This window comes from Brevibacillus sp. LEMMJ03 (assembly GCF_007197875.1).
GTDB lineage: Bacteria > Bacillota > Bacilli > Brevibacillales > Brevibacillaceae > Brevibacillus > Brevibacillus thermoruber.
On record NZ_VKJN01000005.1, the window covers coordinates 125,301 to 144,644 of the forward strand.

Consider the following 19,344-nt stretch of genomic DNA (forward strand, 5'->3'; position numbering starts at 1 on the left):
TGAGGGAGTACATGTACAACAAAAAGATCCTCATCCTGTCGGAAGCATTCGGTACCGGTCATACCAAAGCGGCCGAAGCACTGGCAGAGAACATTTCTCTGCTCGCCCCTGCTGTACGTACACAAATTGTCGAGGCAGGCCACCCTATCTCCACTACTCTTATGTTCCGTCTTTACGTGCAGCTCATCACTACATACCCTTCTGCGTTGAGAAAACTATATGAGAAGAAACAAAGCCAGCCAGTTTCCAAACGGCTTCAATATGTCATTTACCAGATGTTTCACCGTAAAGTGAAAGATCTGCTTGACCAAGAGAAGCCACACTTGGTTGTCTGCACTCACCCCTTTACCAGTTCGTCGATGTCGAGATTAAAAAGGATCGGCTACCCTTTCAAATTGTGTACGGTCATTACCGATTTTCACGCTCATGGAGTATGGGTTCAGCCGGAGGTGGATCTCTACTTGGTTTCAAGTGATGCGGTACAACAAGAATTAGTCGATATGGGCGTAAACAAGAGCAGGATCCGCATCACCGGCATCCCAACAAAAGCGACTTTTTGGTCCAAACATGACAAACAGGAAGTGCGGCGGAAATTACAATTGAAGGACATGCCTACCGTGATGGTGATGGGCGGAGGATACGGGTTGGGAGGTATCGGGCGACTTGCCCACACGCTGGCGAAGTGGAAAGAATCGCTGCAGCTCATCATCTGCGCCGGACACAATGAAACACTGAAACAGGCCTTATCCGAACACGCAAGCTTCCATCATCCCCATATACGGGTATTGGGATTTGTCGATACCATCGATCAATGGATGGACGCTTCCGATTTACTGATTACCAAACCGGGTGGATTAACCTGTTTCGAGGCCTTGTCCAAGGGCATTCCCATGCTGTTGTTTCAGCCGATTCCCGGACATGAAGAACAAAATTGCGATTTTTTAATATCAAACCAGTTGGCCGTACGGATCGACAGCGAAAACGAGGTGGACGACTGGATCCATACACTGCTCTTTTGCCCGCGAGAGATGGAACTGTTTCAAGAAAGAATGAAACGGTATACACAAAAAATAGATCCGCTGGATAGTGCGGCATCGATTATGCAATTGCTCCTTCCAAAGGATTTCGACTGAACAAAAAGGTTTCCCCCCATGAATAAGCCGCCTTCTATAGCCTTCGACGGTTCGGTTTGAAAGAATGCGACGGTGGTTAATCTAGATGTGGCAAATATTTCCTGGGGGGATTTCAATGAATACACAGTGCTACATGAGCGGCTACTATACAGGAACACAGGGAGCTAATCTATACTTTCAAGGCTGGCTCCCGACCGAAATTCGGGCGCTGATGATTTTGCTTCATGGTTCCGGAGAACATTCGGGTTTTTATTCCCACATAGGCGAGGAGTGTTTGCGCCGTCACGTTGGGTTGATTGCTCCCGATCTGAGGGGGTTCGGCAAATCCGACGGAGCCCGCGGCCATGTCAATCGCTTTCAGGAGTACCTGGATGATTTGGAAACTCTCGTTAGGCGGTTACAAAAACAATACCCGGATGCACCGCTCTTCCTGCTCGGTCACAGCTTAGGGGGATTAATCGCCATTCGTTATGTGCAAGAATACACGCATCCGGTAAAAGGAGCCATCTTGTCGTCACCTGTACTCGGGATCCGGATTCGCCTGCCTTATCCCCTGAAAACAGTAACCCAATGGATTTCCTGGCTTGCGCCCAATCTGCCGGTTGACCCGTTCAAGTGGAACTGGTTAAAACCGATTTTGCTGGACGATCCGTCTGACACCTCATTTGACCCTCTGTTTACAACCCAATACACCCCTCGCTGGTTCAGTGAGTTGCTGCAAAATGGGGCACACGCTTTGTCGCAGGCCGCAAAGTGCAACGTGCCATTGTTGTGTCTCTGCGGTCAACATGACCCGTTGATTGATCTGGGAGCCGTTCAGCGATTTTTTCAATCAATTTCCAGCGAAGACAAAGTACACGTGGTATTTTCGGAAGGAAGACACAGACCGCTGCAAGAACATTGCAGGAACGAAGCCCTAAACAATGTGTTTCAATGGATAACTGCCCGCCTGTAACGGTCAAAACAATCCCATGGGAAGCACCTCCTCCCCATGGGTTCTTTGCTTACGTCATTGGGACTTGTCGAATAATGCGGCCCTCGATACGCTGAAAGATGTCTTCCAAAGAGCGTCCGGTAATCGTTACACCGTGGTTTTTCAAACCGATGATCGCCCTGGACGGATCGTCTGATTGGCGTATCAAGTCTGACACGGATTTCGCTAATTCCCAGGTGCCGCAGGGGTAATTGATCTCGGTCGAAGATATGCCTTCCATCCAGGCGTGAACATGAACAATCGCCTGTACATCAGGATGGCGTGTGTAAATCATCCAATGCTCGATCGCGTCGACAGACACCCGCCGGGGTTCGATGTTCGGCGGCACGTTGAGAATCATCGCATTTCGTTCCTCGCTGTAACCCTCGACGAGCAGGATGTCCCGTCCGATCACCCGCATGTCGCCCTTGTTTACCCCGCTGGCACTCATCCAGAATCGCTGTCTGTCTTTGCGCGCGCTGAGATTGCCGTAACTCAACCCGCCAATCCCGAACAGTCTCTTCAAATGCCGCAAATCTTGCTGTGTAAGCAGTTCTTCCAAGGGAAACGGTGCCGGCAAAAGATTCAGCCCGTCCAATTTTTTCCCCGCCTCCGCCAATTGTGCGGTTATGGTATCGCCGTTCCACAGTTCTTCAGGCAAATCGCGGTAAAATTCGTTGTTGATCACCAAGCGCGAGGAAACAATCGGAATGAGCTTTTCCGAGACACGACGAAAAAACGCCTGATCATTTCCCTTCTCGTAACGGACAGAGTAGCATCCACGTTCAGGAGTAATGAAATAAAGGTCAAACGTTTCCCCTGCATTCACCACGTACAGCAACAGGTTTGACAGCGTTCGAATCAGGATCGGGTACCCTTCTTTCAAGATGTCTTCGGGAACCCGATCTGTCTCTGCAATCGCGACACAAAAAGTAGCTTGTGCTTTCCGGCGGAACGGTTTCATGTTAGCGGGATGTAAAAAATTGAACACAACGCGTATGTTCTCAACCTGGTCCGCAGGTTCGTTGCAAAAGTGGAATCCGTTGGCGACCAGCTCCGCTGTGATCCCATTGGCAAACCATTGCCCATGCTGACTGTTCGTTTCACCAAGCAAGCAAAATTTCATCCGTATCCCTTCTCTCGCTTTTCCTCATTGACAGGATCAAAACGCTTACGGCTCAAAAACAACTTTTACCGCTTTGGTCTTTCGCTTGCCGGCAGCGGTGGCAAGCGCATCGCGGTATTGATCCAACGGGAAGCGATGGGTTACCAAAGCAGTCAGGTCTGCTTTTCCGGACCGGAGCAAGTCGATTGCCACGTCGTAGGTCCGGCGGCGCTCCCCGCGATATTCTTCCGTGCTGCACGCAAAACTGCCCTTTACTTCCAGTTCATTCAACCAGATCGGTGTCCAATCCACTTTTCGGGGAATGCTTGCAACGCCGAGCAGGTTCACTTTCCCTTTGCTTTTGGCGAAGCGCAGCGCGTCGTTAATGCTTTGATCCCTGCCGACACACTCGTAGACGACGTCTGCACCCCCTTGTATCACTGGACTGCCGAAAATCGGCTTGAGTACCTTTGCACCGAGAATGTCGGCCAATTGCCGATCCCAATCAGCACCGGAATTCAGCAGGACTTCATCCGCTCCGTATTGGACTGCCAATTCCGCCTGAAACGGATGCTTCGCCAAGACGACGACGCGCGCCTCGATTCCAAGCGTTCGGAGGGCTATCAGCACACAAATGCCGATCACCCCCGCGCCGACAATCAGAACGGTTTGACCTTTTTGCGGCGGGTCGCGCATGATGCCGTGCAAGGCTGTGGCAAACGGATCGATCATCACCGCATTCACATCACTTACTTCCGCAGGCAGCCTGAGAATCTGACTGCGGTGAGCGACCAAGCGGGAACTCCAGCCTCCCCCTGTATCCCGGCAGGCTCCGATAAGCAGCCCCGGTGAGACAATACCCGCGGTCATTCGCTCACACAGGCTCAAATCCCCCCGACGACAGGCTGGACAAGGTTCGCGGAAGCCTCTTGCTTCGCATGACAAGATGGGATCGACTACCACCCGCTCACCTACCGAAAGACCTTGTGCCTCGCTCCCTACTTCTTCAATTACGCCAACGATTTCATGACCGATGGTAAAGGGAAAGGAAGCGAAGGGAGAAGTGGCCGGGCTGTCATGGAGAAAAATCAGGTTGAGATCGCTGCCGCAGATGCCGCAGTACGTTACGCGTACTTTCACCCATTCTTGATTAGGAAAAGACGGCTCCTCTACGTCACGGTAGGAGAGACATGACATGGGTCCGAAAAATACGGATGGAAAAAACCGTCCGATTGCTTTACTAACCGTGTAATGCAGGATGGTGGGATCGAATTGGATTGCTTTCAAAATTGAAAATGTCCCTCCCTGTAGAAGATTGTCCATGGTAATGTGTATTTTGAATTCCAACCAGTTATGTATGGTCCATGACTTTTTTGGCCTGACAGCACCGGATTGATCCCATCGCAAGAAAAATCCCCCGCCGCAGCGAGGGAAGTGTTGAAAGTGGAACAGTTGAATGATTTTTAAAAAAGGACAAATTTTCAAAAAATAAATATTGATTTTCTCTTTTACTGAATACTATCATAAGAGTAACAATTTCGAAATGAATGTTCCGAAATACGGAACGACGCATTGCGAGGAGATCCTGATGACTGCGCAACATTTCTGGACAACCGATGGACTTTTCTACTCGCATGAGGGAAGGAGCGCCCCGGCGGGCCTGCGTTCGCGGATTAGCCGCAGCCGTCGGATTAACCTCCATCGGCGGACACGCGCAGATGGTTCGTCCGCTTGTCGCTCCCATGGCAGAAGGGGCTGCAGAAGCAAAATACGGCAAATTGCCGGACAACGTTCGCGATGAAATCCGTGCCCATGCCGCCGCTGCTGACAACATCGGGGTATTTTTCGGTGAAGACGTTTTTATCGCCATCGGGGCAATCTTGTTGATGAAAGGCTTCTTTGATCAAAACAACATTCCTTCCGATCCGCTGCACATGGCGTTGTGGGCGATTCCGACCGCTGTTGCCGCCTTGATCGTCCACTGTATTCGTCTGTATCTGCTGGATCGTTCTCTTCAGAAGCGTCTTGGTTCCGCCAGCAGCCATGCGGCGATCGGAAAGGAGGAATAATCGATGCTGCTGTCCATCGAAGCCGTCTATATCTTTTTGGGAATAATCGTCGTGTTGGGCAGTTTGTTTACCTTCGCTGACCGGAAAAATCCGCGGCGCCTCACATCCGGACTGTTTTATTTCCTCTACGGGACTTCCCTGCTGCTCGGCAGTGTGATCCCGCCGTTTTACATGGGACTGCTCGTGCTGGTGATGGTTGCCATCGTGGGAGCAGGCGGTTTGAAACCCGGCAGCCACGGGGAAGCAACTCCGGAAGAGAAAATGCAAAATCGCAACCGCTTGAAGAATCTTCTGTTCATTCCTGCTTTATTGATCCCGGTCATCACCGTGATTGGCACGACAGGGTTCAAAGGCGTAAAAATCGGTGACCTGTTTATCTTTGACCAAAAGAACATCACCCTCGTGTCACTTGGCGTGGCAACGCTGATCGCACTGCTTGCAGGTCTGTGGATGACCAAATCTGCACCTGTTGTCGCTGTAAAGGAATCGCGAAGGTTGTTGGAAGCCATCGGCTGGGCCTCCCTCCTGCCGCAGATGCTGGCAACGTTGGGGACGATCTTTACCAGCGCCGGGGTTGGCACTGTTGTTTCTGATTTGGTGGGAAAAATCATTCCTACCCATTCCCTGTTCTGGGTCGTCTTTGCTTACTGTATCGGTATGGCTTTGTTTACGATGGTGATGGGGAATGCGTTTGCCGCTTTCCCGGTGATGACGGCGGGAATCGCTGTCCCGCTGTTGATCAAGCAATTTGGTGTGGATGCCAACCATCTGGCGGCCATCGGGATGTTTGCCGGTTACTGCGGCACCCTGATGACTCCGATGGCAGCCAACTTCAACATTGTGCCTGCCGCCCTGCTTGACTTGAAAGATAAAAACCACGTCATTCGTGTGCAGGTTCCCACTGCGTTGATTATCCTGGCGTTTAACATCGTCCTGATGTATGTCCTCTCCCTGTGAGCGGACGCATGCAGACGAAGACTGCCGCCGATGAAAAGTCGGCGGCAGCCCGTTGTGCTTCATCCATTTTGATTGGCTGGGGAGGATCAAGGGGGCTCATGATACAAAACAAGAACAAGACGATTGTCAAATCGATGGAAGTGCTGAATCTTTTTCTCCAGCACGCAAAACTAAGCCTCAACGACATGGTAGAGCTGTCGGGCATGCCCAAAACGTCCATTCATCGCATGGCAGGGTCGCTGGAAGAGATGGGGCTCCTGCAGAAAAACGCAGACGGCAGCTATTCGCTGGGCCTGACATTCCTGCAGTTCGGCCAGTTGGTGGCCGAGCGATTGGATATCCGCCAAATCGCGTTACCGGTGATGAAAACCTTGCGGGATCAGGTGGACGAGGCCGTCAATCTGATCATTCGAGACGGGGACCAGGCGATGTATATTGAAAAATTGGACACGCTGCATCCGGTCCGGCTTTACACGAAAATTGGCAGGAGATCCCCCCTCTACGCGGGAGCCTGTTCCCGAATCATCCTCGCCTATCTGGACGAACAGGAACGCGAACAGTATATAAACGCGATCACGCTGGTTCCATATGCATCCGGAACCATTACGGACAAGCAGCGGCTCAGGGAAGTCCTCGCCGAAGCGCGGAAAAACGGCTATACCGTCAGCTATTCGGAACTGGAGGAAAACACCGCTTCGGTGGCTGCGCCAATCTTTGATCATCACGGCCGCATCTGCGCCGGATTAAGCATTGCCGGTCCGGATGTTCGATTCGGCGACGAGCGGTTACCAGAGTTAATCCATGTGCTGCAGGAGGCTGTCAAACGGATTTCATTCGAGCTCGGCTGGCGAGAGAATGGGACTCAGTGGAGATAAGACGGAGGAGATACGATGAAAAACGTTCTCGTAACGGGATTTGATCCGTTTGGCGGAGAATCCGTCAATCCGACGTTGGAAGCGGTCAAATGCCTGGCCCATCTGAAAACCGAAACGTATGCAGTCGAGGTCAGGGAAATGCCTACCGTATTCGGCAAGGCGCTTGACTGCTTGTACGCTGCGATCGAACAGGTCAAGCCCGATCTTGTCATTTGCGTCGGTCAGGCAGGCGGACGACCCCAAATGACCGTCGAACGGGTGGCGATCAATGTGAATGATGCGCGCATCCCCGATAACGAAGGAAACCAACCGATTGATACGCCGGTTGTACCCGGCGGGCCTGTTGGATACTGGTCTACCCTTCCGATCAAGGCAATCGTACAAGAGTTGAATCGGCAGGGAGTACCGGCCGCCGTATCCCATACAGCCGGAACGTTCGTGTGCAATCATGTTTTCTACGGATTGATGCATTACATCGCCGAATCAAAAGCCGCCATTCGGGGCGGATTCATTCATATCCCCTATCTTCCGGAACAGGCTGCCCGCCAGCCGGGGCAGCCCAGCATGGCGTTGGAAACCATTGTGAAAGGGCTAAAGATCGCGATTGATGTCGCAGTCGAACTCGAAGAAGATATCGTGACAATGGGCGGACAAATCAGTTAAGGAGGATTTCCATGTCGATGTCTGGCACTGTTTCAAAGCCGATGATGCTTATCGAAAAAATCAGTTCGTTTGCAGGGAAAACGTTTACGGTATGGGTCATTCTCGTTTCGGTGATTGCCTATCTGTTCCCCGACCATTTCAAGTGGATTGGGGGCTATGTCGTTCCCTTGTTGGGAATCGTCATGTTCGGGATGGGACTTACATTGTCCGCAGCCGATTTTGCAGAAGTATTTCGTCGGCCAAAGGATGTGGCGATCGGCGTGGTGTGTCACTACGTCATCATGCCGGGATTGGCCTTCCTCTTGGCATGGGGATTGGACCTGCCGCCGGAAGTGGCTGTTGGCGTCATCCTGGTGGGATGCTGTCCGAGTGGAACGGCATCGAATGTCATGGTGTTTCTGGCAAGAGGGGATGTTGCCCTCGCTGTGGCGATCGCATCGGTTTCAACGATTCTCGCACCCATTGTGACTCCTCTGCTTATCCTGCTGCTTGCCAGCAAGTGGGTTGACATCAACATGTGGTCATTGTTTGCGTCCATTATTCAAGTGGTGATCATTCCGCTGGCTCTCGGGTTTGTCATCAAGAAGTTCTTTGGCAAACAGGCGGAAGCGAGTGCAAAGGCGCTGCCGCTCGTCTCCACCATCGCGATCGTCATGATCGTAGCAGGTGTTGTGGCAGGCAGTCAGGCCAAGCTGGCCTCCACCGGCCCGCTGATTTTTGCTGTTGTGATCCTGCATAATGTGCTGGGCTTTTTGCTGGGCTTTTACCTCGCCCGTCTGTTCGGAATGGATTTGGCAAAACAAAAGGCGGTGGCCATGGAAGTCGGGATGCAGAATTCCGGATTGGGCGTGGCGATCGCAACGGCGAATTTCTCGCCATTGGCCGCTGTACCCAGTGCGATTTTCAGCGTGTGGCACAATATATCGGGCTCGATTCTCGCCACGATTTTCAGCCGCATGAGAGACAAGAACGAACGAACGTCGGGGGCCGCTCAGCAGGCAGGTATCCCCAATCCGTAACTGCCGTACCCGCCACCGGCACAGACGAGTGCGCCGTCCCCGCTGCCGCCGAACGCCAGCCCGTTCGGCACTGGGGACGACGCCCCCCCTCCTCCCACTCATTGCACGATCTGGATTCCTTTCATTGTGAAACGGCTGACAGGCCTCGTACGATCACTTATCCTCTACGTGATCATTCAGTCGTGCTGCCTCCCCCATCAGAAGCATCTAATATTTTTCCCTAAGGAAACTTTTTTTCTCTCGTAAAATAGTGTTGCTCATTGTCATTTTTTTGTGTAGAATTTGCCTCAAGGAAACAATTGTGACTAAAGAGAAAAAAATTGAGGAGGACAAACAATGGCAGATGCATATGTTTTCCGCATAAGAAACGGGCTGTTTGCAGGCATGCTGTCGCTTGCCGTGCTGCTCGCCGGCTGCGGTGCTGCCCAGACGGCGGAAGCGCCCGATGGCAAATGGAAGGTGACGGCCACTACCGGGATGGTTGCCGATATCGTCAAACAGGTCGGAGGCGACCACGTGGAAGTGACGCAGTTGATGAGCGCTGGAGTCGACCCTCACCTGTACAAAGCGTCCGAGGGGGATATCAAACGGATTGAAGACGCCGACCTGATCTTCTACTCCGGTCTGCACCTGGAAGGAAAAATGGTGGAAATCTTTGAAAAAATGAGCAAGAAAAAGCCGGTGAAAGCCGTCACGGCCGGATTGAGCAAGGAGCAGCTGCTGGCCGACCCGGCGGCACCGGAAAACCCCGACCCGCACGTCTGGTTTGACGTGTCGCTGTGGATGAAAGCGGTGGAACAGGTCCGGGATAATTTGTCTGCTTTTGACCAAGCCCATAAAGAGGTGTACGCGGCCAACGCCGAAAAGTACCTGGCGGAGCTGAAACAGCTTGACGACTACGCCCGTACGGAGCTCGCCTCCATTCCTAAAGAACGTCGTGTTCTGGTGACGGCCCATGACGCGTTTCAATACTTCGGCCGCGCCTACGACGTGGAAGTGATGGGCCTGCAGGGAATCAGCACGGCGGCGGAATACGGGCTGAAAGACGTGCAAACGCTCGTCGACACGCTGGTTTCCCGCAAGATCAAAGCAGTATTTGTCGAGTCGTCGGTGCCGAAGCGCTCCATTGAAGCGGTTGTGCAAGGAGCGGCGGCGAAAAACCACACGGTCACGATCGGCGGGGAGCTGTTCTCGGATGCGATGGGTGAGCTCGGCACGCCCGAAGGCAGCTACATCGGCATGGTGAAACACAATGTGGACACGATCGTGAACGCCTTAAAATAATCCGCGAAAGGAGGAGAACGACGATGGCGCCTACCATTACCACAGCGCCTTTGACTGTCCGGGATTTGACTGTCGCCTACCAGAAGAAACCGGTGCTGCGCAATGTTTCCGTGGAGGTGCCGGAAGGAAAGCTGATTGGCATCATCGGCCCCAACGGTGCGGGAAAATCCACCTTCATCAAGGCGGTACAGGGGTTGGTGCCGATTGCGTCCGGCCAGGTCGAGATCTACGGCAAGACGTACAAGCAGCAGCGGAAGCTGGTCGGCTACGTGCCGCAGCGGGAATCGGTCGATTGGGACTTTCCCGCCGATGCGCTGGATGTCGTCCTGATGGGCCGGTACGGTCGGCTTGGCTGGTTCCGCCGCCCCGGCAGGGAAGACCGGGCATTTGCCTTGGAATGTCTGCGCAAAGTTGGCATGGCCGACTACGCTTCGCGGCAGATCAGCCAGTTGTCCGGCGGTCAGCAGCAGCGCGTGTTCCTCGCTCGTGCGCTGGCCCAGGAAGCGCAGCTCTACTTTATGGATGAACCGTTTGCCGGTGTGGACGCCGCTACGGAAAAGGCGATCATCCATCTGCTGAATGAACTGAAACAGCAGAAAAAAACCGTTCTCGTCGTCCATCACGACCTTCAGACGGTGGAAGAATACTTTGACTGGGTGATTCTGCTGAACCGCCGGGTGATTGCCGCGGGCCCCACCGCCGAGACGTTTACGGCGGAAAACCTGCAAAAAACGTACGGCGGACGGCTTCACGTGCTGGGCGGCCAACTGCTCGTTTCCTCTCAGTCGGTCAACGACGAGGAGGACGAACGATGAACCTGTGGCTCGCTCTGCAAGACCCCAATACGCAGTGGGTGCTGGCCGGGTGCATCCTGCTGGGAATCAGCAGCGGCGTGCTTGGCTGCTTCGCCTTTTTGCGCGGTCGTTCGCTGATGGGCGACGCCCTGGCTCACGCCGCACTGCCGGGGGTGTGTCTGGTCTACCTTCTCACCGGCTCCAAATCGATCGGGCTGTTTCTCATCGGCGCGGGTGCGGCCGGACTGTTGGCCACTTACTGCATCACGTCCATCTCCCGCCATTCGCGGATCAAGGAAGATACCGCGCTCGCGCTGACGCTCTCCGTCTTTTTCGGGATCGGGATCGTGCTGCTCACCTACATCCAGCACAGCGCGAGCGGCAATCAAAGCGGACTGGACAAATTTCTGTTCGGCCAGGCCGCTTCCCTCGTTTCCAGCGATGTCACGACCATGATGATCGTGTCAGGCGCCTTGATCCTGCTGACGATTCTCTTGTTCAAGGAATTTACCCTGCTCTCGTTTGACGCGGGGTTCGGACGTGGTCTCGGGTTTCCCATGGGCTTCCTGGACGCGCTGTTGATGCTGATGCTGTTGATGACCGTGGTCATCGGTTTGCAGGCCGTCGGCGTGGTGCTGGTCGCCGCCATGTTGATCGCCCCTGCCGTCACGGCCCGCTACTGGACGGATAAACTGAGTGTCATGGCAGTGCTGTCCGGACTGTTCGGCGCCTTCAGCGGCGCGTTGGGCACGCTGCTCAGCACCCAATTGGAAAATTTGCCTACCGGCCCTACCATCGTGTTGGCTGCTACCTGCTTCTTTGTCATCTCGCTGCTCGTTTCTCCCCGCCGGGGGGTACTTGTCCGGCTGATCCGCTTCCTGCGCCTGCGCAGCAAAGTGCTTCACGAAGACGTAATGCAGGCCCTGTACGAACGGATGGAGGAACCACATCACCTCCAAGCGGGCAGCCTGACCTTCGGCATCGAAGAGCACGAGTTGGCCGAGAAAAGCGGAAAAAGCACTGCTGCGGTCCGAAAAGCTTTGCGCGGGCTGCGCCGGCAGGGATATGTACGGGCCGTAGATGAGGCATCCGGACATCGGCGTTGGACGTTTACCCCGGAAGGACTGAAAAAAGCCCATGGACTGGTGCTCAATCAACGGCTGTGGGACGTGTATCACATGAACGAGGACAGGTATGCTTCCCAGCACATCGATGTAAACCGGGAAGAACTGGCGTCGCAGTTGTCTGATGAGACGCTTGCACAGATGTTGGAGCAGCTCCATGCGTACAATTTGACGCCCAAGCTGAACCAGCACGTGCCCGCCGCGAGTCAGCTTCACCCCACCAACCGAGGAGGTCTGTCGGTATGAACAGCTTCTGGATCATGTTGACAGGGGCGCTTGTGGCCGCCTCCTGCGGGTTCCTCGGCTGCTTTCTCATCCTGCGGCGCATGGCGATGCTGGGCGATGCGATCAGCCATGCCATTTTGCCGGGGATTGTGATCGCCTTTCTGTTCAGCGGCAGCCGGGAAACGCTGCCGATGCTGATCGGCGCTGCCGTGGTCGGCCTGCTGACCGTCTTTTTCGTTCAACTTCTGCACCAAAGCGGAGTGAAATCGGACGCGGCCATCGGGGTCACATTCACCGCCCTTTTCTCCGTGGGAGTTGTGCTGATCTCGCTGTACGCCCAGCAGGTAGACCTGGACCTCGACTGCGTCTTGTACGGCGAAATTGCTTACGTTCCCTGGGACACGTGGGAGTGGGGCGGCATGGACATGGGACCGCGCGCCGTCTGGGCGGTGGGTGGCGTGTTTCTGATCAGCCTCCTGGTCGTCGGTCTCTTTTTCAAACAGTTCAAACTGTGCAGCTTTGACCCCGCCATGGCAGCCGCCGTAGGCATTCCCGTCGTGCTGTTCCACTATCTCTTGATGACGCTGGTCTCGCTCACGACGGTCGCTTCCTTTGAAAGCGTCGGAGCGATTCTGGTTGTCGCCATGCTCGTCGTTCCCGGCGCTACCGCTTATCTGCTGACCGACCGCCTGCACGTGATGCTGTTCATCAGCATGGGTATCGGCGTGCTTTGCTCGGTATTCGGTTATATGCTCGCGTCCTGGCTGGACAGTTCGATTGCCGGGGCCATGACCGCCGTATCCGGCGTATTGTTCCTGCTGGCCTTTCTCTTCTCACCGCGTCACGGTGTGGTTGCGAAAGCGATCGCGCAGCGACGGGTACGCGTCCAAAACCGACAAACAAATCCCGCCTCCCATTAAGGCGGGATCCGAACGGAGCGGCATCTGGCGCTGCGTTCGCCTGGTTTCCCCCAAACAATCAGGGATCAGAAAAAGGAGCGTGACAAACGCTCCTTTGCTCGTGCCAGGCATCAAGCCATACTTTTGACTGTAGAATCGAAATTCTGATGCATCTGCGCAGCTTGAAAAAAACAAAAAAGGACGTGTCGCTGCACGACCCCATCGGAACCGACAAGGAAGGGAACGAAATCACCCTGATTGACGTGCTGGGCACGGAGATTGACGAAGTGGTGGACACGGTGCAGCTCAAGCTGGAGTCAAACAAGATCTACCAGCACATTCACATCCTCGACGAGCGGGAAAAAGAAGTGATCATCGGCCGGTTCGGGCTGGACCAGGACAAAGAGAAGACCCAGCGGGAAATCGCCCGCGAGCTGGGCATCTCCCGCTCGTACGTGTCGCGGATCGAGAAGCGGGCCCTGATGAAGCTGTTCAACGAGTTTTACCGAACGAAGCAGGCGCAGGGGAGATAACAGGACGCGGAGTGGGACTGAGCGTTGCTTCCGATCGGGTTTTGCAGAATGAAAAAGGCTGCCTGTGTTCAGGCAGCCTTTTGGCGTGTCGTGAGCCGATGCGGCGGTTCGGTTTTGATTAAAAATCGTAGTTGCCGGCGTTTTCCTTGGTGAAGTCGCTCGGCGGTCCCATGATGACGGTTTTGCCGTCTGCCTTCACTTCGATCTTACCGACGTTCTCCACCTCTTGGCCGTCGGTCGGCTTCTTGCCTTCCGCCAGGTCTTTGGCCAGGGTGACGGTCAAGTAACCCAGCTTCACCGGGTCCCACAGCGTCGCCGTATCGAGCGATCCGTCTTCCAGGAACGGCTTGGAGTCCTTCGGTAGCGCCACGCCCACGAGCGACACCTTGTCCTGCAGGCCTTTTTCCTGGATCGCCTGGGCCGCACCGAGCGGCGCCACCGTGGAGTAGGCCAGGATGCCGTTCAGGTCGGGGTTGGCCTTCAGCAGGTCCAGCGTCTTCTGGTAGGCCACCTGCTGTTTCTCGTCCGTGCCGATCTTGTCTCCGATGATCTGCAGGTTGGGGTACTTCTCGGCAATCTGCTTCTTCGACCAGTCGATCCAGGTGTTCAGGTTTTGCGCCGACAGGCCGCCCGTCACGATGGCCACTTTTCCGCTGTCGGTGCCCATCGCCTGGACGAGCAGGTCAACCATGTGGCGTCCGTACACTTCGTCGTCGATTTGATGGACGGACAGCTCAACCACCGAGGGGTCGGCCGGCGTGTCCCAGTCCATCACCTTGATGCCTTGATCCTTCGCCTTTTTCAGCACCGGCGTCAGCGCGGCCGCATCGTTCGGCGCGACGGCGATCACGTCCACCTTTTTGGAGATCAGGTCCTCGATCACCTTCACCTGCTGCGCGGCGTCCGGTTGGGTCGGGCCGGTGTAGATCAGCTCAACGCCCAGTTTGTCGGCAGCCTGCTTCGCCCCTTTTTCGGACGCGTTGAAGTACGGGATGCCGACCAGTTTGGGAACGACGGCGATCGTCAGCTTGCCGTCGCTTTTGCCCCCTGCCGCGCCATCAGCCGGAGCGGCCGTGTTTTTCTGTACGGCACAGCCCGTCATCAGGCCCAGTGCCAGCAAAACGGAGACGGAAACAGACAGCATTTTGTTCATCTTTTTCATCGAAACTCCCCCTGTGTCAGTTGATCAGACATTGGTCTTGGACAAAAGCGGAAAGAAGCGGGTGACATCGTCGGTCCGTCAGCATCCCTCCCTTCACGCGGTCTGGCTTTGCTTGCGCTTCGCCGAGACATAGTTGATCAGCAGGACGCCAATCAGGATGGTGCCCATCAGCATGTCGATGACCATGCTGGAGACGCCCAGCAGATTCAGCCCGTTGGAGATGATCTGGAAAATCCCCACGGCCAGCACGACTCCGATCACTTTGCCGTACCCGCCGGAGATGCTGGTGCCGCCCAGGACGGCGACGGCGATGCTTTGCAGCAGGTACGAGCTGCCGATGTCCACCTTGGCCGAATTGTAGCGGCTGGTCATGATGATGGCCGCCACCGCCGCCATCAACGCGGCGAACAGGTAGACCCACAGGACGACCCGGGTCGTGTTGATCCCGGAAAACAGCGTCGCCGTCGGGTTGTTGCCGAACATGTAGACGCTGCGGCCCCACGCCGTCTTGTTCAGCAGAATGGACAGGATCACGGCAATCGCCGCAAAGATCAGGATCGGAATCGGAACGACTCCCAAGAGGCCGTTGCCGATCAGCGAATAGCTCTCCGGAAAGCCGGAAATGCTGTTGCCCTTTGTCAGCAGCAGGACAATCCCCTCAAACAGGGTCATCGTGCCCAGCGTGACCAGGATGGGGGAAACGCCGACGACGGCGATGAAAAACCCGTTGAGAAGACCGCCGGCCAGCGCGGTGGCGACGCCCGCCAGGATCGACACCGGCACGGAATACCCGTTGGTCAGCAGCGTGGCCACGATCACGCCGGCCAGCGCCGCCAGGAAGGTGATCGACAAATCGATCCCGGCCGTCAGCAGCACGACCATCATCCCCAGCGACAAAATTCCCAGTTCGGGGAGCTGAAACAGCATGTTGATCAGGTTGTACGCGTCAAAAAACCCCGGGACAAACAGCGTCATCAAGAGAAACAGTCCCGCAAACACGTAGCCGAGAATCCATTCTTTCGAGAGAAAATTCATGTCCTCACCCCGCTCCTACGCCTCGATCTCGATTTTCGCCCGGTTGGCTTCCTCGCGCTTCCGCTTGATCACGTCATAGGTGACGGCGATCAAAATAATCGCGCCGGTCACGATATCCTGCCAGAAGGTATCGACATGGGCGAGGATCAGGCCGTTCTGCATCACGCCGAGCAGCAGCACACCCAGGATCGTCCCCGGGATGGAACCGTAGCCGCCCATGATGTTGGCCCCGCCCAGGACAACGGCGGCGATTACGGTCAGCTCGAAGCCGTTGAACCCGTTCGGGTCCACCCCTTTGGTGTACGCGGTCTGCACGATTGCGGCAATGCCCGCGAGGCAGCCCATGTATGCGTATACAAACAACTGCACGGACTGCAGGTGAATCCCCGCCCGCATCGCGGAAACCGGATTCCCGCCCATCGCCACTACCGAGCGGCCGATGACGGTGTGGTTCAGCAGAAACCAGGTAAACAGCGCGACCGCAAAAAAGATGAGGATGAGAACCGATACCCCGAGGGGTTTCCATTGGGCGAAGCGAAGAAACGCTTCCGGCAGATCGCTGCTGTTCATGTACGCCCCGTTTGTGACGTACAGCGTGGCCCCGGCCAAGATGCTTTTGGTGCCCAGCGTGGCCACGATCGGCGGTATCTTTGTTTTGGCGACGAGCAGCCCGTTTACCAGGCCGAGCAGCGCTCCCACGAGCGGCGCGGCGAGAAAAATGGCGACCAGGCTCCATCCGCTGTCGTGCAGCGAGACGGCCAATTTGCCGATGATGACGGTGATGGCGGCCGTCACCGCGGCGACGGAGACGTCAATCCCGCCGGTGATGATCACCAGCGTCATCCCGATCGCGAGGATGCCCAGCACGGCGTTGCCCTTCAAGATGTCGAGGATGTTGTCCCCCGTCAAAAAGACGGGACTGGTGACGGCCAGCGCCGCGGACAGCAGCAGCAGGATGACTCCGATTCCAAGCTCGCTTGATTTCAGGATTTTGCTCATAACCCGACCGCCTCATTTCCTTTCGCCTTTGGTGATCCGATCAATGCCAGGTTCATGATTTTCTCCTGGGTCGCTTCCTTGATGGACAGTTCCCCGCTGATCGTCCCTTTTCGCATGACCAGCACGCGGTCGCTGACGGCCAGCACTTCCGGCAAATCGGACGAGATGACGATCACCGCCAGCCCGTTGGCGGCCAGGGAGCGGATCAGCCTGTGAATTTCCGTCTTCGCCCCGATGTCGATCCCGTTGGTCGGTTCATCGACGATCAGGATGCGCGGGTTTGTCGACAGCCATTTGGCAATGACCACTTTTTGCTGGTTCCCGCCGGACATGTTGCCGGTGGCCATCTCCGGGATGGCGGGGCGAATGTCCAGCGAGCGGATGTATCCCTCGGCCAGTTTCGCCTCCTGTTTTCCGTCGATCCACCCCAGGCGGTTCTTCAACTGCTTGAGGATCGGCAGGGAGACGTTGCGGACGATCGACTGCTGCAGGATCAGCCCTTCCCGCTGCCTGCTCTCCGGCACGTAGGCGATGCCGTATTTCACGGCCTCCTGCGTGGACGAAATGCTCACCGCTTTTCCGTTCAGCCTGATCTCGCCCGCATCCGGCTTTTGCAGGCCGAACAGCGCGTGCGCCAGCTCCGTCCTGCCCGAGCCGACCAGCCCGGTGATGCCGACCACTTCCCCTTTTCGCAGGGTAAACGAGACGTCCTTGAAATGGCCCCGCTTGGACAGCGAGACGACTTCCAAGACCGGCTCGCCCGGCTGCGTCTCCTGCCTCGACACCGCCTCTACTTTTCGTCCGACCATCAGTGCGATCAGCTTTTCTTCGTTTAGCTCATCCCTGTCGTACGTGCCGACGTACTTCCCGTCCCGCAGCACGGTGAACCGGTCCGACACCTTGAACAGCTCCTCCATCTTGTGGCTGACGAACAGGATGGCGATTCCCTTTCGCTTCAAGTCGTCGATCACCTTGTACAGCAGCTCCACTTCGCCGGACGAGAGCGACGAGGTGGGCTCGTCCATGATGATCAGCTTGGCCTCGAAAGCGATCGCTCTGGCAATGGCGACGAGCTGCTGCTTGGCGATGCTGAGCCTGTCCAGGCGGGCGTCGGGATCGATGCCGAACCCCCATTCGTTCAGGATGCGGGCGGCCAGCTCCCTCTTTTCTTTCCGCTTGACCAGGCGAAACGGTCCTTTTCCGGCATCGCGGCCCATGCAGATGTTTTCCGCCACGCTCAGGTTGGGAAAGAGGCTCAAATCCTGATAAATGATGGAGATGCCCTGCAGGGTCGCGTCCAGCGGCTTTTTGATCTCCACCTCTTTGCCGTCAAAGAAGAAGCGGCTTCCGGGGTCGGGGTGATACACGCCTGCCAGGATTTTGATCAGCGTCGATTTGCCCGCCCCGTTCTCTCCGATCAAGGCGTGCACTTCGCCCGCACGCACCGCCAACTGCACGTCGTCGAGCGCCTTCACCCCCGGAAACGTCTTGCTGATGTGTTTCATTTCCAACAAATACGGCTGCATCGTCCACACCTCCGTCATTCATGTGCCGCGGCTGTCCCGTCCAGATAATCGCGCAGCCCGCGTTCGGCGATGAAGGACCGCACCTCCGCCAGTGTGGGGATGCCCACCTGGGCGCCGAAACGGGTTGCCTTCAGCGCGCTGACAACGCTTGCAAACCGGGCCGCCTGAAACAGGTTTTTCCCGTCGGCCAGCGCACAGGCCAGCGCGCCGGAAAACGTGTCGCCCACGACCGTATCCACCGCCTGAACCGGAATCGCTTCGATAAACTCCGAGCGTTCCGGGGTGAAGACCAGGCAGCCCCGCTGCCCCATCTTGATGATCGACTGGGAGACGCCGAGCGACTGGAAGTACAGGGCCGCTTGCCGGGCGTCGTCGGGGCCCTCGATCTCGATGCCGGTCATGTACTTCGTCTCCTGCTCGTTTGGAATGACGATGTCGGCGTACTGCAGCGCCCGCATCGTGATGCCCTCCGCCGGCGCCGGGTCCAGAATCACCAGACTGCCGTTCTCCTTGGCCTTCTGCATCGCGTAGACGACCGCCCGCTCGCCCGTTTCCATCTGCGTCAGCAGGATGCGGCAGGACTGGAGCTCGGGCAGCACCTTGTCGACGTCCTCCGGAGCCAGGTCCGCATTGGCCCCGCGCACCACCAGCATGGTGTTTTCCGCGTAGGCGTCAATCGTGATCATCGCCGTCCCGGTCTTGGCGGCCGCGCTGCGCTTCACCCCCGACACGTCGACGCCGTTGGCCCTGAGCTCTGCCAGCAGCCGATCCCCGAACGGGTCCTGCCCGACCGATCCGACCAGCAGCACCTCTTTGCCCAGCCGGGCGATCGCGGTCGCGGCGTTGCCTCCCTTGCCGCCCGGGAGGATGTCCATTGTCTCGCCAAACAGCGTCTCTCCCCGGCGGGGGTACGTCTTGGTCCTGATCACCATATCCGTGTTCAAACTGCCAACCACGCAAATTTTCATG

General features: G+C 56.2%; 17 protein-coding genes and 2 pseudogenes. 12 read left to right on the plus strand and 7 right to left on the minus strand.

What is annotated here, in order from left to right; genetic code table 11:
- Nucleotides 1-11 precede the first annotated feature (11 nt).
- Both FOI68_RS08630 and FOI68_RS08635 read left to right on the plus strand, forming a co-directional pair.
- Nucleotides 12-1,133: an MGDG synthase family glycosyltransferase gene (locus FOI68_RS08630; RefSeq protein ID WP_143862872.1), complete on the plus strand. Its 1,122-nt coding sequence runs from the start codon at nucleotides 12-14 to the stop codon at nucleotides 1,131-1,133.
- Nucleotides 1,134-1,248: 115 nt separating this feature from the next.
- On the plus strand, nucleotides 1,249-2,088 hold the full coding sequence (locus tag FOI68_RS08635) for an alpha/beta hydrolase (protein WP_185973907.1): 840 nt from the start codon (nucleotides 1,249-1,251) through the stop codon (nucleotides 2,086-2,088).
- A gap of 49 nt (nucleotides 2,089-2,137) precedes the next feature.
- Here FOI68_RS08635 and FOI68_RS08640 read toward each other — a convergent pair whose 3' ends face one another.
- Together FOI68_RS08640 and FOI68_RS08645 are read right to left on the minus strand one after the other, a co-directional pair.
- The gene (locus FOI68_RS08640; RefSeq protein WP_143862874.1) at nucleotides 2,138-3,232 is read right to left on the minus strand and encodes a class II aldolase/adducin family protein; all 1,095 of its coding nucleotides are present in this window, start codon (nucleotides 3,230-3,232) and stop codon (nucleotides 2,138-2,140) included.
- A gap of 45 nt (nucleotides 3,233-3,277) precedes the next feature.
- A complete protein-coding gene (locus tag FOI68_RS08645; RefSeq protein WP_143862943.1) occupies nucleotides 3,278-4,498 on the minus strand; it encodes a zinc-dependent alcohol dehydrogenase in 1,221 nt (406 codons plus the stop codon).
- Nucleotides 4,499-4,875: 377 nt separating this feature from the next.
- Between FOI68_RS08645 and FOI68_RS08650 the strand changes: the two are divergent.
- From FOI68_RS08650 to FOI68_RS08695, 10 genes and pseudogenes are all read left to right on the plus strand, one after another.
- A pseudogene (locus tag FOI68_RS08650) lies at nucleotides 4,876-5,280 on the plus strand (5-oxoproline transporter, DUF969 family subunit); the annotation flags it as partial.
- Between the two features lie 3 nt (nucleotides 5,281-5,283).
- Complete coding sequence (locus tag FOI68_RS08655; RefSeq protein WP_143862875.1) at nucleotides 5,284-6,237, plus strand: DUF979 domain-containing protein; 954 nt, start codon at nucleotides 5,284-5,286, stop codon at nucleotides 6,235-6,237.
- A gap of 101 nt (nucleotides 6,238-6,338) precedes the next feature.
- Nucleotides 6,339-7,112 carry an IclR family transcriptional regulator gene (locus tag FOI68_RS08660; protein ID WP_176703371.1) on the plus strand — a complete coding sequence of 258 codons (774 nt, stop codon included), beginning with the start codon at nucleotides 6,339-6,341 and terminating at the stop codon, nucleotides 7,110-7,112.
- 15 nt (nucleotides 7,113-7,127) lie between these two features.
- Nucleotides 7,128-7,775: a pyroglutamyl-peptidase I gene (gene pcp, locus FOI68_RS08665; protein ID WP_143862876.1), complete on the plus strand. Its 648-nt coding sequence runs from the start codon at nucleotides 7,128-7,130 to the stop codon at nucleotides 7,773-7,775.
- A gap of 41 nt (nucleotides 7,776-7,816) precedes the next feature.
- Nucleotides 7,817-8,794: a bile acid:sodium symporter family protein gene (locus tag FOI68_RS08670; protein WP_143862944.1), complete on the plus strand. Its 978-nt coding sequence runs from the start codon at nucleotides 7,817-7,819 to the stop codon at nucleotides 8,792-8,794.
- 384 nt (nucleotides 8,795-9,178) lie between these two features.
- Nucleotides 9,179-10,078: a metal ABC transporter solute-binding protein, Zn/Mn family gene (locus FOI68_RS08675; protein ID WP_370512116.1), complete on the plus strand. Its 900-nt coding sequence runs from the start codon at nucleotides 9,179-9,181 to the stop codon at nucleotides 10,076-10,078.
- A 23-nt stretch (nucleotides 10,079-10,101) separates the two neighbouring features.
- A complete protein-coding gene (locus FOI68_RS08680; RefSeq protein ID WP_143862878.1) occupies nucleotides 10,102-10,893 on the plus strand; it encodes a metal ABC transporter ATP-binding protein in 792 nt (263 codons plus the stop codon).
- On the plus strand, nucleotides 10,890-12,242 hold the full coding sequence (locus tag FOI68_RS08685; RefSeq protein WP_029097394.1) for a metal ABC transporter permease: 1,353 nt from the start codon (nucleotides 10,890-10,892) through the stop codon (nucleotides 12,240-12,242). Before FOI68_RS08680 ends, FOI68_RS08685 begins: the two co-directional genes overlap by 4 nt.
- The gene (locus FOI68_RS08690) at nucleotides 12,239-13,141 is read left to right on the plus strand and encodes a metal ABC transporter permease (RefSeq protein WP_143862879.1); all 903 of its coding nucleotides are present in this window, start codon (nucleotides 12,239-12,241) and stop codon (nucleotides 13,139-13,141) included. Before FOI68_RS08685 ends, FOI68_RS08690 begins: the two co-directional genes overlap by 4 nt.
- A 137-nt stretch (nucleotides 13,142-13,278) precedes the next feature.
- Nucleotides 13,279-13,653: pseudogene (locus FOI68_RS08695) on the plus strand (sigma-70 family RNA polymerase sigma factor); the annotation flags it as partial.
- A 118-nt stretch (nucleotides 13,654-13,771) separates the two neighbouring features.
- Here the strand turns inward: FOI68_RS08695 and FOI68_RS08700 are convergent.
- From FOI68_RS08700 to rbsK, 5 genes are all read right to left on the minus strand, one after another.
- Nucleotides 13,772-14,815 carry an autoinducer 2 ABC transporter substrate-binding protein gene (locus FOI68_RS08700; RefSeq protein WP_051188051.1) on the minus strand — a complete coding sequence of 348 codons (1,044 nt, stop codon included), beginning with the start codon at nucleotides 14,813-14,815 and terminating at the stop codon, nucleotides 13,772-13,774.
- 93 nt (nucleotides 14,816-14,908) lie between these two features.
- Nucleotides 14,909-15,850: an ABC transporter permease gene (locus FOI68_RS08705; protein WP_143862881.1), complete on the minus strand. Its 942-nt coding sequence runs from the start codon at nucleotides 15,848-15,850 to the stop codon at nucleotides 14,909-14,911.
- A gap of 15 nt (nucleotides 15,851-15,865) precedes the next feature.
- Complete coding sequence (locus FOI68_RS08710) at nucleotides 15,866-16,849, minus strand: ABC transporter permease (protein ID WP_035300181.1); 984 nt, start codon at nucleotides 16,847-16,849, stop codon at nucleotides 15,866-15,868.
- Nucleotides 16,846-18,375: a sugar ABC transporter ATP-binding protein gene (locus FOI68_RS08715; RefSeq protein ID WP_143862882.1), complete on the minus strand. Its 1,530-nt coding sequence runs from the start codon at nucleotides 18,373-18,375 to the stop codon at nucleotides 16,846-16,848. Before FOI68_RS08715 ends, FOI68_RS08710 begins: the two co-directional genes overlap by 4 nt.
- 14 nt (nucleotides 18,376-18,389) lie before the next feature.
- Nucleotides 18,390-19,343 (minus strand): ribokinase, encoded by a 954-nt coding sequence (gene rbsK, locus FOI68_RS08720; RefSeq protein WP_044897566.1) that lies wholly within the window; start codon nucleotides 19,341-19,343, stop codon nucleotides 18,390-18,392.
- Between the last annotated feature and the right edge of the window lies 1 nt (nucleotide 19,344).

Excerpts from the sequence above, each read along its gene's own strand:
- FOI68_RS08635 (WP_185973907.1), top strand. The coding sequence starts at position 1,249 with ATGAATACACAGTGCTACATGAGCGGCTACTATACAGGAACACAGGGA.
- FOI68_RS08705 (WP_143862881.1), bottom strand. The coding sequence starts at position 15,850 with ATGAATTTTCTCTCGAAAGAATGGATTCTCGGCTACGTGTTTGCGGGA.
- FOI68_RS08675 (WP_370512116.1), top strand. The coding sequence starts at position 9,179 with ATGCTGTCGCTTGCCGTGCTGCTCGCCGGCTGCGGTGCTGCCCAGACG.
- FOI68_RS08700 (WP_051188051.1), bottom strand. The coding sequence starts at position 14,815 with ATGAAAAAGATGAACAAAATGCTGTCTGTTTCCGTCTCCGTTTTGCTG.
- FOI68_RS08685 (WP_029097394.1), top strand. The coding sequence starts at position 10,890 with ATGAACCTGTGGCTCGCTCTGCAAGACCCCAATACGCAGTGGGTGCTG.
- FOI68_RS08655 (WP_143862875.1), top strand. The coding sequence starts at position 5,284 with ATGCTGCTGTCCATCGAAGCCGTCTATATCTTTTTGGGAATAATCGTC.
- FOI68_RS08640 (WP_143862874.1), bottom strand. The coding sequence starts at position 3,232 with ATGAAATTTTGCTTGCTTGGTGAAACGAACAGTCAGCATGGGCAATGG.
- FOI68_RS08690 (WP_143862879.1), top strand. The coding sequence starts at position 12,239 with ATGAACAGCTTCTGGATCATGTTGACAGGGGCGCTTGTGGCCGCCTCC.
- FOI68_RS08710 (WP_035300181.1), bottom strand. The coding sequence starts at position 16,849 with ATGAGCAAAATCCTGAAATCAAGCGAGCTTGGAATCGGAGTCATCCTG.
- FOI68_RS08630 (WP_143862872.1), top strand. The coding sequence starts at position 12 with ATGTACAACAAAAAGATCCTCATCCTGTCGGAAGCATTCGGTACCGGT.
- FOI68_RS08680 (WP_143862878.1), top strand. The coding sequence starts at position 10,102 with ATGGCGCCTACCATTACCACAGCGCCTTTGACTGTCCGGGATTTGACT.
- FOI68_RS08715 (WP_143862882.1), bottom strand. The coding sequence starts at position 18,375 with ATGCAGCCGTATTTGTTGGAAATGAAACACATCAGCAAGACGTTTCCG.
- FOI68_RS08670 (WP_143862944.1), top strand. The coding sequence starts at position 7,817 with ATGATGCTTATCGAAAAAATCAGTTCGTTTGCAGGGAAAACGTTTACG.
- pcp (WP_143862876.1), top strand. The coding sequence starts at position 7,128 with ATGAAAAACGTTCTCGTAACGGGATTTGATCCGTTTGGCGGAGAATCC.
- rbsK (WP_044897566.1), bottom strand. The coding sequence starts at position 19,343 with ATGAAAATTTGCGTGGTTGGCAGTTTGAACACGGATATGGTGATCAGG.